Genomic DNA, 15042 nt, shown 5'->3' with positions numbered 1-15042 from the left:
TATCTCATCCTTTGCGGCCTAAATAGGTAATAATCTGCTTGGCAGGCTCTCTGGCCTCCTGCTTCAATGCAGTAATGCGATCTTCGTTTTGTTTTAGCCACTGTGAACGCTGATCGAGCAGTCCAGCTACCGTTTGGGCAAGCTTATCCCCATCAAGTGAACTCGTATTACCCACAGCATCACTTTCTAGCCGAAGCAGAAATTGATCGATTTTGGGATCATACGAAATGCCGACGGGCGGGACATACTGTGATGCCGCGTAGATCAGACTATGCAGACGCATACCGATCATCAGATCACAGCGGCTCACTTCCTCCAGCATCTGCTGAGGATCGGTCAGATCTTCCGTGATGCTAACTTCGCTGCCTTTACTGGTCACATCACCGATCAGTTCCATAATAAAACGGGATGCTTGCACATCATCAGGCAGATGGAACGGCATAAAGCGCAGATGTACAGCCTTCTGCGCAGCCAGTTTTTTCAAACCAGCGGCGATAGCGGTAAGCTCCTTGCGATCCGCTTCCCAGAACCGAACAGACACCCCAACCACAGGCAGCTCGGCATGTTTATCTGCCGAACCCTGTGAATGGACAGGTTGTTGATCAATAGAAGCGGTATCCGGCAGAGGTAACCCCATCACCGGATCAGGCACGACATGAATCTGGTTCCATTTGAGTCCAAGACCCCGCAGATAATCGGCGGATTGCTCGTCCCGAACCGAAACATAGGTACAAGATCTGAATACCGATTTGATCATCGGGTTAAAGATTTTACGGTTAACAGGGCCAATTCCCTGAGCATAGATAAATGTAGGCTTTTTCAACCACTGAGCCAGCTTGATGACACCCAGATAATAAGGAATGGACTTCAATCCCGTCGCATCCTGCAGCAAGCTTCCCCCGCCACTAATCAGTCCATCACTTTCCTTGAGTGCCTCGCGAACTTCCTTCAGCTTCATCCGATGAACTGCACGAACACCATACATGGAAGTTGTCCACGCTGGATCGATGGAGAGTACAATCGGTTCAATCGTTACGTTTGACCGCTGGCTCTCTTCCTCCAATGCAGTCAGGATGGATTTCAGCACAGCTTCATCCCCGCTGTTGCGGAATCCGTAGTATCCCGAAATGACTAATTTCTTAGAAGTGGTGACCATTTTTTCCAACATCCTTCCACGACTTGCCACACACCCACAGCAATGATACCAAAGATCAAGCCAAGTCCGAGTCCCATCACCCCACGAATCAGTGACAGTACAGCCGGTGTATGAATATGTGCAAACGTATCAACCATGGACAATTGACCCATCGTAGCGATAATAAGCACAAAGATGACTTTACGGTATTTTAAAGCGGCGAACACGCCAACGATAAACAGCGGGTGTCCCAGCACAAATTCTTTGAATCTAGGTCGTACTCCAAACGTATCCTCCAGCGTCGTACGCAGGAACATCTCGAATGGTGTTACCGTACCCGCATTTCCTGTACGGCTCAGATAATAATATCCAAAAGCGGCAGCAACAAGCGCCAGTATAACCATTAGAATATTGATTGGCATACGCAGCATATCTTTGATTTGTTTCACAGAGATTGAACCCGAACCACGATAGAATACAATATAAATTGCAACCAATCCAATCGGCGCAAAGTGCAACAGGCTAACACCACGGAACTGATTAATAACCAAGCTGTACGTGATGTTGTTCAACAATGCGATCATAAAAGGTACGGCCACAAATGAAAGAATCGATGTTCTCACATATAAAACGAGTGTCTGTGCCAAACGACGACCCGCAGGAGCATCCGGCTGACGCAGTTGTTGCGCATTCACCGTCCGAACAGCCAGCACCATCGCAATCGTTGGTGCGGAAATTGCCGCCAGTAAAGCGATTCCCTGCTCGAGCAGTGTAGGTTTTAACAGGAACAAACCTGCGCTACCCACCAGTCCAAGGAGGAATACCGCAATCGTAAACACAGGGGCAAAATAAGAAACCATCAGTGCAATCAAAGCGATTGCCCCAATAAGCGCGATCAGCTTCGCATAACGTTGAATGGACGAATCTTTCACCGTGAATGCTTCGGCCTGTCCAAGCTCAAAGCCATGTTTAGCCATACGTTCAACGGCATGTCCCGGCTCACCCAAACTTTTGATCAGATTTTCGATCGGATCGGTGATGGCCGCTTTGGCTGTATTCCGGCTTGGTGCAGCATTCATATAAATCATGCGAATGTTGCGATCCTTGGCTGCCAGTACAAATCGATCTGCAATGGTATCTTCTTTTAAATTCGCGTCCGCATCACTTAGTGAGTACAGACGAGTCACATTGTAATCAATCTTGTAAGCCAGCGTCTGGAACCCATCCTGCGGCTTCTTCAGATTTTCAATCGCAGCCAGACCAATATGATGTTTGTTCAGCAGCTGAGCAAACTGATCCAGACTCTTCATCTCTGCATTATCATTGTACCCTTTCACTGCATCCCCATCAAACAGGATACGTGTCACACCATTCTCTTCGAAGAACGTAAGCATACGCTCCATCGATTGTTGGTTGTATGGTACGGTGTCGGAGATCCGGGGCAAAATATGAAAACCTTTATCACGCAGCATTTTCACCGCAACCGGGTCGGGCTGCATCGGCTGCATGTTGGCATTCTCCGGCGGTGTCTGCAATATTAAGCCGCTGCGTCCTTCATACTCCCAGGGTTTAACCGGGATCTGACGTTCAGCGAACGTTTGTTCAATGATAGGGGTATAGGTCTGCGCATTTTCTTCCGACGTGAACAACACATAAGTATAGTTCGCATTGGGAGGAACCAGTTCTTTGGTCATATTCGCAAGATCCTGACCTGAGTAAACCATCAAGCGGCGTGTTTTCTTAAGCTCGTCGAGCGTGCTCTCAAACACAGCCATCGTTGTCACACCGGCATCTTTCAGCCTTGTCATCTGTTGATCCATAAAATCTTGTGGATGAGCCTGATACGTGGAGATATCCAGCAGCCCTCGATAATTGAAGACCAGTTCTACCTTGTTCGCTGAAGATTCTGTCTGTACCCGATCACGGATAACCGGGATGGATGCTACCAAACCAATAATAACGATGAGCCACAACCACTTCCGGGAAGCGTTATTCCAATAAAGCCATTTTTGACGCACTACGTGTAACCTCCTCAGTTGTTGGAACCAAATGCCCGTTCTGCTCTTATGATTCTTACGTTCAGCATGTGTTAACACGCTCTCTTATATGCCAGCACACTTGCCATTTTATTTCAAAGAAAAACCCCTCCGCCAACCAACCTTACGGTGCGGAGAGGCCTTCTGCATCTTTTTCTTACAGTACCATTTGTTTTATTGTGCGTCTACACGCGACATGACTGCTGAAGCCAAACGTTCGATCCGGCCTTCGGCATCATGCAAACTCTCACCGCGCACCGCGAAGTACACTTTGATCTTCGGCTCTGTGCCCGAAGGACGCAGGCAGAACCATGAACCATCCGCCAAAATAAATTTCAGCACGTTCTCCTTCGGCAGCCCGTCCAGACCCAATGAATAATCCAGCACATCTTGCACAGCAATGCCCGCAACTTCCTGTGGCGGATTCGAACGCCAGTCGGTCATTTTTACTTGAATCTGTGCAACACCGTCTTTGCCTTTGAGCGTGCGTGATTCCAGTTTCTCCAGGAAGAAGCCGAATTGGTTGTACAGTTCCTGCAACACATCATAGAGTGTTTTGCCTTGGCTCTTATAGTAGGCAGCGGCTTCGGCAATCAACATCGAGGCAAGGATAGCGTCCTTGTCACGGGCATAGTTGCCGGAGAGGTAACCATAACTCTCTTCATATCCGAAGAGAAAGGTATGACTTCCGGTGGCTTCGAACTGATTCATTTTTTCACCGATATATTTAAAACCCGTCAGGGTATTCATCACTTCTGCACCGTAATGTTCCGCAATCACTGCACCCATCTCACTCGTTACAATTGTTTTGATTACTGCACCGTTGCTTGGCAGCGTACCTGTCTCTTGGAGACGACTGAGCAGATAATGTACCATAATGGCACCCGATTGGTTACCGGACAAGACAAAATATTTACCATCTTTGTCTTTCACGACAGCACCCATACGGTCTGCATCCGGGTCTGTACCGATCAGGATATCTGCGCCTACGGATTCGCCCAGCTTCATCGCCAGTGTGAACGCTTCGCGCTCTTCCGGGTTAGGGGACTTCACCGTCGAAAATTCAGCATCCGGTTGCTCTTGCTCAGCGACAATGTACAATTGCTCGAATCCAATCTGCTCCAGTACGCGGCGAACCGGAAGGTTACCTGTACCGTGCAGCGGTGTGTACACGATTTTGAAATCACGGCCGATGCCGGATTGGATCAGTTCACGGCTCAGACTGCGGTTTGCCACCGTATCTACGAACGCCTGATCTTCCTCTTCACCCAGCCAGATCAGCAACCCTTGCGCTTCGGCTTCCTCCTGTGTAAGCTTTTTCACATCAGCCAAGGAAGGAACCTCTTGAATATATTGAATGACTTTCTCTGCTTCATGCGGCACCAGCTGTCCGCCTTCGTGGTTGTACACTTTGTATCCATTGTATTCCGGCGGGTTATGGCTTGCCGTTACAACGATACCACCCGTCGCTTGCAGATAGCGCACGCTGAAGGACAGTTGTGGTGTAGAACGCAGGGATGGATACAACTTGGCAACAATACCGTTAGCTGCCAGCACCAGCGCGGCATCCAGTGAGAATTCAGGTGAGAAATGACGGGAGTCATGAGCGATAACAACGGAAGGTTTACCTTCCTTGTCCCCATGCTGCTCCAGCAAATACCGGGCAAAGCCTTGTGTCGCACGACCCACCGTGTATTTGTTCATCCGGTTGCTGCCGGCACCAATAACACCGCGCAACCCACCTGTACCAAACTCCAGATTTCTGTAGAAACGCTCTTCCAGCTCTTTCGGTTGATCCTTCAAATCACGAAGCTCCTGTTTGGTTGCTTCATCAATGGAAGCATCCTCCAACCATTGCTGCAACGTCTCGGCTGCTGCTGCGCTTAACTGTTCCATATCCAATAAGCCCCTTCCGTCTATATAAATTTCTATTTACGCACGTAGCTGTTCACGATTCACCATATGTAATCAGCTTGGGTCTGACAGTGCAAACATGATTTCGCCTTCAGCGACAATTTTGTCTTCCACACGAGCCGTTGCTTTGCCTTTACCAATCGAACCTTTCAGACGGGTGATCTCCACTTCCAGGATCAACGTATCTCCAGGCACAACTTGTCCACGGAATCGGAAATTGTCGAGTCCCGCCAGGAAACCGATTTTGCCTTTGTTCGCTTCCAGGTTCAGCATTGCTGCTGCACCAACCTGAGCCAATGCTTCCGTGATCAATACCCCCGGCATTACGGGATACTCCGGAAAATGACCAATGAAAAACGGTTCATTAATGGTTACATTTTTCAAACCAACGGCACGTTTGCCATCCTCCATCTCCAAAATTCTGTCCACCAACAGGAAAGGCGGGCGATGCGGGATAATGGATTGAATTTGTTTGATATCTAGCACAATATAATCTCCTCTCGGGGTGTTTATACGAAGACTCTCCATCATAGCGTTTTATGTGCTCACTTAGGTCGTTCCGGAAAGAGATCGTTCCATGACCGCCATTGTCCCTGAATTTTCTTGATCCCATTATCATGGGTAAAATTCTGTGACAAACGCGGACGCTGTGCTTCTTTGAACGATTCTCTTCCCTCCACTTATCGTGATCACAAAAAACGGATATGATCAAGTCGATCCTCATATAAATGAGTTTCATTTTTAATGTAGTATGAAATGTTGATTTAGGGTTAACACTAGTAATATCCTTCATGACTGCAGTAGTGAAGGTTGAGATAAGGGGTCTCTCTTCGCGATGACAGCATGTCTTTCGCAGGGGAGGCCTCTTCTGACGTTAAACGTCATCCATCATTATACTGTTTTCAACACCAAAAAGAAAACTCCTGCCTGCGCAGGAGTTTTCGCTGTACTCGTTATCTTATGGAGCGAATACCAGATCATAGACATGCTTCCAGGTACTCCATTGCCATACGGAACCGATATCCTGTTTGCCCAGTACCACATATCCAGCGACCATGCCGCCAGCGAGGGCAAGAACAAGCAGAATCGGAATCAGAAACCATCTTGCGATGCGCCACCAACTCTTCTTTTTCTTCTTGACTTCCTTCTGTTCCGGCTTGCTGTTCTGCTGCTGTGTTTCTGTCATCCCATTCACCTTTATGCTCTCATATTATTGGCAAGACCCGCCATGGAATCACTGGACGTAAGCGCACGCGCCGCCAGTTGATAGATCCGCTGACCTTGCATCAGCAATGCCATTTCCTGTGTCATATCCACATTAGACTGCTCAAGAAAACCTGTACGGATCGATGCTTGTGGCACACGTGTTGCCGCGTTAGCCCCGAATACATCGTTCTCGGTTACCCCGGCGTCCAGACCAAACAGATTATCCGCTAATTGCACGAGTCCTTCAGGACGCTCGATATCCACCATCTGCAACTGCCCTGTAATGACGGCATTTCCACCCCCCTGACGAATCAGCAAGTTACCCTTATCATCAAAAGCAACCGTGCTATTCATTGGAGCCGTAATCAGCTCCCCCTGACGATTCAGAGCGAAATGCCCGGCGTCATTGACCAGCACCATCCGGTCCGGATCATTAGGATTAACTTTTGGACGCATATCCGGTACAAAATGAAATGCCCCTTGCCGTGTCCATAGTTTCTGACCATTCGCCTGAACAGCAAACATCGCGTTGCCCTCAATAGCCAAATCTGTCGGGTTGCCCGTCTCCTTCATGCTACCTTGGGACATATCTCTGGTAAGATTGACCAGACGTGTTCCAAAACCGAGGTTATATCCCATCGGTGTCGAACGTCCATCCTGCTTGTACTTATCATCTTGCTGCTGTACGCGAGTCAGGGCATCCTCAAAGCTTGCCTGTTTGCTCTTATAGCCTGCCGTATTCACGTTGGCAATATTATCGGCAATGACATCCAGTCGTTGCTGAATCGCGGTCATAGAAACCTTGGCACTGATCATGGAATTATTCATGCGGTGGTTTAACCTCCTGCTTTGCTTCGCTAAGGGCACTTGAGCCCCTCACTGTTCGGTTATAAATGAATGGCGTTATACACGACCAACTTCGTTTACAGCTTTTTCCAAACTGCGGTCATAGAACTGAATGACCTTCTGGTTCGCTTCATATGCACGGAATGCAGCATTCATGTCAACGGTTGCTTGGGAGGCATCTACATTCGATCCTTCCAGGTAACCTTGATGAATCTGAACATTATCGGCAGCAGCCATCATTCTAGCGGTTGCTCCATTATCTTCATTCAGGCTAAAGTTGCCGTCACCTTGACGAACCAACTGATTCGGCTGGTCAATAACACTGATTCCAAGCGTAACGCCTGTTGGAGCACCCGTAACCGCATTAACAAGGCGGCCTTGCTCATCCACTTTAAATTGCTCCACAGAACCTGTCAATACAACGGGTTGTCCGTTGCTATCCAGTACCTGAGAACCGGTGGAGCTGAGAAGCTGCCCCGTTCCGTTCACTTCCAGATGACCATCACGTGTATAACGGGTATTGCCATCTGCATCCCGAACCGTAAAATACGCCTGTGGCTGGTACGTTACGGTTCCATCTGCTCGTACAAATTTGCCAGAAGCATCAAACGGAACAGGCTGGTTTGTCTGAGGATCATTCACACTTAGATTGGAGGAAATTGCAAAATCACTTTTTTGCTTCGTCTCCATAAGGGCACCTTGAATATTCATGGATAAACTCTCTTCCGCGAATACACCGGAGTTGAGTCTGCCCAGCCGCTTTGTTGGAAGATTGGGATCCCCGCCTGTTAGAGTAATGAGCATTTCCGGGAACGCGCGCTTTACATTGTTCACCTGTTTGTATCCCGTTGTGTTCATATTTACGATATTTTGCGTGGCTGTGTCATGGCGACGTTGCTCTGTAATCATTCCCGCAGCAGCAGTGTACAGACCTCTTAACATGAATGAACCCCTCTCCTCAAACGCTTGTCCCTGCATTGCAGATCGCTGTTTGTCCGTTCTGTTCACCTTTGCAGTGAACCCTTTGCTCTTTATATCGGCAGACTAGAACTTTTTCTTAACTACTTGATCCAAATTATTCAGCATAATGCCTGTCCCTTTGACAACACAGTGCATCGGATCCTCTGCAACCCATACCGGTACATGCAATTCATTGGACAACAGTTCATCCAGTCCGTTCAGCAATGCACCACCGCCCGTCAATACCACCCCGCGATCAATAATGTCCGCAGACAGTTCTGGTGGTGTACGTTCCAATACGGACTTGGCTGCAGCGATAATGGATTGCACGGAATCCCATAGCGCTTCCTGTATTTCAATTGCTGACACGGTTACCGTCACAGGCAAACCTGTTACCATATCACGACCACGAATGTCCATCTCGGCCTTATGAGCAGCTGCATTCACGGTACCAATCGCGATTTTGATATCTTCCGCTGTACGTTCACCGATCATGAGTTTATATTTTGCTTTGATAAACTTGGTAATGGCTTCGTCGAACTTGTCCCCTGCGACTTTAATAGAAGAGGCGGTGACTACGTCGCCCATAGACAGGACTGCAACGTCAGTCGTTCCGCCGCCGATATCCACGACCATATTGCCGCTCGGCTGGAAAATATCCATACCCGCACCGATGGCTGCCGCTTTCGGCTCTTCTTCCAAGAATACTTCTTTGGCACCGCTGCGCTCCGCCGCTTCACGGATGGCCTTCTGCTCTACGGAAGTAATATTCGTTGGTGCACAGATCAAAATTCGAGGGTGGCTGTACCAGCTTCTCGCCCCCACACGGCTAATGAAATGTCTAAGCATGGCTTCCGTAATTTCGAAGTCCGCAATAACGCCATCGCGCAGCGGTCTAATGGCAACAATGTTACCCGGCGTACGCCCTACCATACGACGCGCCTCTTCCCCGACAGCAAGGACCCGCTTCGTATCGCTTTCAATGGTCACGACGGAAGGTTCATTGAGAACAACTCCGCTTCCTTTCACGTGAATAAGCACGTTTGCCGTGCCAAGATCAATACCGATATCCTTGCTAAACATAAAAGAGCCCCCAAAGTGATATTATTTGGTCAGCGTATCCTGTGAAAAAGTGTCTCTTATCACGTCACCGCTCGTTCGACAAAGTGCAACATATATATGTAAAAATCGGGCTGATAAGATGTCATAATTCGATCCTGTACCAGCTTTTAACATATCATACTTCAGGGGAGGGATTCAATCCATACTGTGAGCTTTTTGGCCTAGTTCTTGAAGAACTTGCTTATGATTTGGCGGAAGCCAGCACCTCACGTTTTTTTCCACTCGTTTTTTTGTACTTGATTTTGGTCGCTTCACCGCCCCGCAAATGACGGATCGACTTATGGTATTCCAAAATGTGTTTCACCTGGTCAGCAAGATCAGGGTTGATTTCCGGCAGACGCTCCGTCAGATCCTTATGCACAGTACTCTTTGACACGCCGAATTCTTTGGCAATGGTACGGACCGTATTTCTCGTCTCAACAATGCAGCGACCAATTTTGATGGTCCGTTCCTTGATGTAATCGTGCACGCTCCCGCCTCCCTACTGTGTGGATAGTTTGGTACATTATATGAGGAGCATGCCTATATATTCGCGGTTTAGAGGAGTGACAAGCTTCGGAAGTCCCATTATTTTCTGAAAAGCATAAAAAGAGCAGAGGTTATTCACCCCTGCCCATCCTGTTAGTGCGGTAAAAATCATTTATTTTTCCGGAAGATATCCTTGCGGGTTCACGGGCTGTCCTTCTTCATAAACTTCAAAGTGAAGGTGGTTCCCCAAGTTTTTACCCAGTTCACTTACACCAGCAGATGCAATGGCATCCCCTTGTTTCACTTCATCGTCCTGTTTTACTTTGACGTCAGCAAGGCTTTGGTATACGGTTTTCAGGTTGTCGCCGTGGGTAATTTCCACCACTTGACCTGTGAGCGGATTTTGCTCAACACGTGTAACCTTTCCGCTGAGTGCTGCTTTGACTTCAAAGGATTTGTTGTCACCCCGCGCCAGATCTACACCCGTATTCGGAATAAATGTGTCATTGTACTGCACCATTGCCGCCTCATGTTCTTCACTTGAAGCTTCGTTGTCATAGAATGGTTTCACGACCGAAATCTCGGACGGAGATGCTACGGGCCATACGAAATTTTCCGACTTTGCAACAACTTCCACACTTTCCTGTTCTCCGCCTGTCGCTGTTCCCTCAGTACTCGCTGCGCCTGTTTCTACTGCTTCTTTAGCAGAGTCCGGGTTCAGAGCTTTACCGCCTGTTCCCTGATAGACCCACACTAGAGTTAGTATAATGCCTGCTGCTGCGATGTAGACTGCCGGGAAAACCCAACGTTTGGACATTGCTTTTCTCCACGAAGAGGGCTGAGCAGCCGGTACTCCTTGCGTTGTTTTAGGAGTTTCTTCTTGGACTGTTTTTTTGTTGTTTTGTTCATTCATCTTGATCACCTCAGTAACAAGTGTTACCGGGTGCAACTCTTTTATACACGCGCGACTCTAATTATTTTCACGCAGCTTTCAAAGAGTGCTATATATGGGTGGTAGGGCGTGCGCCGCTCCGGGGCCAGAAAACCTTTCGACCGGCTGTTATCATCTCTCCTGTTTTGAAGCTAACATCTTGGATGCCTGTCCGAAAGAGATTCCGGTGTAGTAATGTTTCAGAATCTCGGTAGCCGTGTGCCCCTCCTGCGCCATGCCATTAGCTCCCCATTGACTCATACCCACCCCATGACCATATCCATATGTCGTAATCTGCACTGCATCACCTTCCGTTTTCCAGCTGAACTGGCTGGATCTGAGCCCAAGACGTTTGCGGACTTCCGGGCCGCTGAAGGTTTCGCCGGCAATCTGTATTTCCTTAATACGATTCCCCTTAGTGGTAGATAACACTTTCATCCAGGAACCGCTCTTTTCAGCAGTTACCGGAATCGCATCCAGGTTCATCTTTTGCAAAATATCACTGCGTTTCATCGTAATCGTTTCTCTGAAACCCGGAGCCAGCTGTTTATCCCATGGGCTATCCACACTCTTCAGGTAGGGAACAACGTTGCCCCACACATCCTCTGCATTTTCCGTATATCCATTGCTAGTTGAGAAGAAGGATGCTGTGATCGCCCGACCTTGATACGTCATGACTGCGTCACGGCTTTCACGGACAGCTTGCTGAAGTTTCTCCCACTCCTTTGCTTTACCTAGCCGGGTCCAATCGGACTTTACCTGGTCAGGAGGAATGAAGACCTGATGACGAATCGTATCCGTCACGTCTGCTGCGTCTGAAGGTACGCCACTTGTATCGTTTGCAGCGAGTCTTCTCACAATAAAAGTACGAGCAGCTATCGCTTGAGCCTTCAATGCTTCCAGTCTGAATTCAGCCGGCATCTCTGCAGCCACTACCCCCGTCACATATGTCTCAAGCGGCAACTGTATCGTTATGCCTTTGGCAGCCAAGTAAACACGTACATTAGGCTCAGGGTAGGTTACAGGCACTGCAGGTACAGGGCTTGGACTCTTTGTACTCGTACTAGTGCTAACGCCTGCAGGAGATGGCGTTGATTTGACCTGCTCGGCTGCTCGCGGCCACACCAGAATGACCGGAATGCTTATCGCCAGAACGAGCAATGCTGAAACGGCTGCTGCGGGCTGCCAACGCCAAGGAATATGCCCCCAGCGGTGACGACGGCCAAAAGCACGCATACGACGACGTTTCACCTTGCGAAAGGGATCTAACTCAATAATGGGGATATTCACATGCGCTGTAGCTTCTTGCTTCAGCTCCTCCGCAAAATGTTGCCCAGGTCTGGCATATATCGTTTCAGGCTTACCCCCCGTTATCATCTGTACCTTCGCCATCTGTAGCGGTTTGTTTCCCTTCTTCGCAGGAGCAGATTTGTCTTTCTCTGTATCCTGGATCGAACTTTCCTCTAATCCCTGTATTCCGGGCCGTGGGACAAGAGGCACTTTCACTTGTACACGAGCTTCTTTCATCCGTGTTACCCCTCCGTTGTCGATGACCAGGTCATGACTGGTTCTTTTGTCAAATCCATAGTTTAAGATATGAGTTCTCTGGATCTGATAGAACCAGGTTTAAGAGAAACGAAAGGCGTATACATCTGTTTATTACCGTGTCTCCCGTATTAGTGGATACTCGAAAACATTGCTGTTATGCAGTTTAGGCAGCCGATCCTATCAACAGGATATGCAACAGATGCTCTTTCATCTTGTGTAGAACAGATACAGAATCAGATGTTATATGGGTACATTTTAAGATCAGCTATTAATAGAATCAGGTACTTAACGCACTACCATCCCCTCCATTTGGAAATATAAAAAAGAACACAAAAAAAGCCAAGCCCGAAGGCTTAGCTTAGTCAAACCCATACGTTTACGATCTCTCTTCTATCCGAAATCCATATGTTACTGTGGATTATACGCGAAGAATGATCCGTAACATAAATGTATGTTACACCCAAGTTGGTTGTACTTTGAACATTGGAACTTCTTCCTCAACCTTTTCGCTAGGTGCTTTAACTGCATCCAGCTTAGGCTCTTCCACCGAAATCCGGTAGATATCCGCTCCAAGGCCATTAAGCTTCTCTGCCAAATGTACATAACCACGGTCGATGTGATGCACACCACCCACTTCAGTTGTACCTTCAGCAACCAGGCCAGCAATGATCAGAGCAGCTCCTGCACGCAGGTCTGTAGCTGTCACTTTGGCACCTTTCAGCTCTGCATTGCCCGTAACGATAGACGAGCGACCCTCTACTTTGATCTCTGCGTTCATCAACTGGAATTCATCAACGTGCATGAAGCGGTTCTCAAAGACCGTTTCTGTCACAACGCTAGTTCCTTCCGATGCCAGCAGCAAAGCCATCATCTGGGATTGCATATCTGTCGGGAATCCTGGGTATGGTAATGTTTTGACATCCACTGCTTTGAGTGGACGATCGGCAATAACACGTACCCCATTCTCATCCGGCTGTATGGTTACGCCCATTTCTTCCAGCTTAGCAATGACGGAACCCAAGTGATCGGAGATGGCACCTTCAACATATACGTCACCACCAGAAATTGCTGCTGCAGCCATATATGTTCCCGCTTCAATGCGATCCGGGATTACCGTATGTCTGACACCAGACAACTTCTCCACACCTTCAATACGAATAACGCCCGTACCGGCTCCGCGGACTTTAGCTCCCATCCCGTTCAGGAAATTAGCCAGATCCACGATCTCAGGTTCTTTCGCCGCATTCTCCAGAACCGTTACACCTTCGGCCAATGTTGCAGCCATCATAATATTTTGAGTGGCACCTACAGAAGCCACATCCAGATAAATTTTCGCACCGCGCAACCGTCCTTGGCTACGTGCTTCGATATAACCTTGACCCAAGCTGATCTCGGCTCCCATGGCTTCAAAACCTTTGAGATGCTGGTCAATCGGTCGTGTACCGATGGCACATCCCCCAGGTAGTGAGATTCTTGTTTGACCCAAACGCGTCAACAAAGGCCCCATGACCAGAAAAGACGCCCGCATTTTACTAACCCATTCATACGGGGCTTCACAGGAAGTAAGATTCTCCGCATTTACGGTAATCACTTCGTCCCGGTATGTAACTCCCGCTCCCAGCGATTCCAACACTTTGTTAATCGTCATCACATCGTCTAGAGGAGGTGCGTCAATAATAACGCTTTGTCCTTCTTCCCCTAAGAGAGAGGCAGCGATGATCGGAAGAACAGAATTTTTAGCGCCGCTAACTTTGACACTTCCGGTCAACCTTTTGCCACCGCGGACGATAAATTTGCTCATCATGGTTCCCTCCGCGCTTTTATTCCCTTTTCTTCATTCCGGAATACGTGAGCCCTACTGTGATAGAAAGGACTGTTGCTGTGTGTGGAATTTCGACAAATTCTGGCATGTATGCTCAGATGTCTATTCAGAAAAGAATTGGATTGTATAATTCATATCGATGATACCATGTGTTCTGTGCTTCTTGCTTAGTGGCTTTGTGAAAATCATCAAAAAGGCCATCATAGCATCAGAACAGACCCATTGGGATGATTTTTAGCCGGTACCAACCGGATATCCCGTTTATAACCTACATAATAAGTGGAAAATTGTGAATTCCCTAACTTCCATCATAACACTGTTGATTTGTGCGATACAAGCATTTTTTACATAAACACTTCAAATTCGTTCAATTAAACGTTCACATTTTTTTCTTGAGTTTTGGCCGACAACTTATACTCTAATTGTTAACACAATTAATCGATGTTATTCGACATTGAGCCACTGAAGAACCTAACAGATGATTAACCAACCATCTCAACATTAAAACAAATTTCTCAACATTTGAGTCCAAGACAAATAATCAATAACAAAGCCAGCAACGGCATGCCCCAGAATAATAGCAAGCAGCAAATGTAGCAGTCTTCCCTGAGGGCCTTTCGGCTGTCTGATTACCAAATCCAGTTTCAGATTTTGCAGTGACCACCACGTTATCGCAATACATATAAGAGAAACAACGATTGAGATCAGACTGTTGGTGCTCAATGTCTGGTTCACCTGATTCGCCAGATCATTACCCATATCTTTTACCTCCACCTTAATTGTTGCAATGATCAGCATATCATATGCCTTGCACCCATAACTTGTTAGTATACTGGAATGTTCGAAGCAGAAAAATATGCACGTTCAGCTGTCAGTTATACTCCGGATCGCAGGATCACCTGATACCTATATGACCGAGCAGCAACAATTTGGCTGTACATGATGACGGAAATCTAGTATCCAGCTTCTTGCATCTGCTGACTCTATGGAATATAGGCTGTTTCACTATCGCTTGTCAATTACATTGATTTCCACTTCAAAAAACATTTTAATT

13 protein-coding genes are annotated in these 15042 nt (G+C 47.7%); all 13 read right to left on the bottom strand.

What is annotated here, in order from left to right; all coding sequences use genetic code 11:
* Positions 1–4: 4 nt before the first annotated feature.
* Positions 5–1156, bottom strand: coding sequence for a polysaccharide pyruvyl transferase CsaB (gene csaB / locus ACUTVW_RS14865; RefSeq protein WP_445646525.1), 1152 nt, complete (start codon positions 1154–1156; stop codon positions 5–7).
* Positions 1132–3153, bottom strand: a complete 2022-nt coding sequence (locus tag ACUTVW_RS14860; protein ID WP_445646524.1) for a DUF5693 family protein — start codon at positions 3151–3153, stop codon at positions 1132–1134. Before ACUTVW_RS14860 ends, csaB begins: the two co-directional genes overlap by 25 nt.
* Positions 3154–3345: 192 nt before the next feature.
* Positions 3346–5067, bottom strand: coding sequence for a phospho-sugar mutase (locus ACUTVW_RS14855; protein WP_445646523.1), 1722 nt, complete (start codon positions 5065–5067; stop codon positions 3346–3348).
* 72 nt (positions 5068–5139) lie between these two features.
* Positions 5140–5571 (bottom strand): 3-hydroxyacyl-ACP dehydratase FabZ, encoded by a 432-nt coding sequence (gene fabZ, locus ACUTVW_RS14850; protein WP_434749164.1) that lies wholly within the window; start codon positions 5569–5571, stop codon positions 5140–5142.
* Positions 5572–6043: 472 nt separating this feature from the next.
* Entirely contained in the window at positions 6044–6271 is a 228-nt protein-coding gene (locus tag ACUTVW_RS14845) for a DNA-directed RNA polymerase subunit beta (protein WP_221791282.1), read from the bottom strand.
* Between the two features lie 11 nt (positions 6272–6282).
* The gene (locus ACUTVW_RS14840) at positions 6283–7119 is read right to left on the bottom strand and encodes a flagellar hook-basal body protein (RefSeq protein WP_445646522.1); all 837 of its coding nucleotides are present in this window, start codon (positions 7117–7119) and stop codon (positions 6283–6285) included.
* A 75-nt stretch (positions 7120–7194) separates the two neighbouring features.
* Positions 7195–8079, bottom strand: a complete 885-nt coding sequence (locus ACUTVW_RS14835; RefSeq protein WP_445646521.1) for a flagellar hook-basal body protein — start codon at positions 8077–8079, stop codon at positions 7195–7197.
* A 102-nt stretch (positions 8080–8181) separates the two neighbouring features.
* On the bottom strand, positions 8182–9180 hold the full coding sequence (locus tag ACUTVW_RS14830) for a rod shape-determining protein (RefSeq protein WP_445646520.1): 999 nt from the start codon (positions 9178–9180) through the stop codon (positions 8182–8184).
* 220 nt (positions 9181–9400) lie between these two features.
* Entirely contained in the window at positions 9401–9688 is a 288-nt protein-coding gene (spoIIID, locus tag ACUTVW_RS14825; RefSeq protein ID WP_024632710.1) for a sporulation transcriptional regulator SpoIIID, read from the bottom strand.
* Positions 9689–9859: 171 nt separating this feature from the next.
* A complete protein-coding gene (locus tag ACUTVW_RS14820; RefSeq protein WP_445646519.1) occupies positions 9860–10600 on the bottom strand; it encodes a peptidoglycan DD-metalloendopeptidase family protein in 741 nt (246 codons plus the stop codon).
* Positions 10601–10750: 150 nt separating this feature from the next.
* Entirely contained in the window at positions 10751–12145 is a 1395-nt protein-coding gene (gene spoIID, locus ACUTVW_RS14815; protein WP_445646518.1) for a stage II sporulation protein D, read from the bottom strand.
* A gap of 475 nt (positions 12146–12620) precedes the next feature.
* Entirely contained in the window at positions 12621–13967 is a 1347-nt protein-coding gene (gene murA / locus ACUTVW_RS14810) for a UDP-N-acetylglucosamine 1-carboxyvinyltransferase (protein ID WP_445646610.1), read from the bottom strand.
* 522 nt (positions 13968–14489) lie between these two features.
* Positions 14490–14747, bottom strand: a complete 258-nt coding sequence (locus tag ACUTVW_RS14805; RefSeq protein ID WP_090922880.1) for a DUF1146 family protein — start codon at positions 14745–14747, stop codon at positions 14490–14492.
* Between the last annotated feature and the right edge of the window lie 295 nt (positions 14748–15042).

It is taken from the genome of Paenibacillus sp. TSA_86.1 (assembly GCF_052691815.1).
This window is presented reverse-complemented; position numbering and strand designations above follow the sequence as displayed.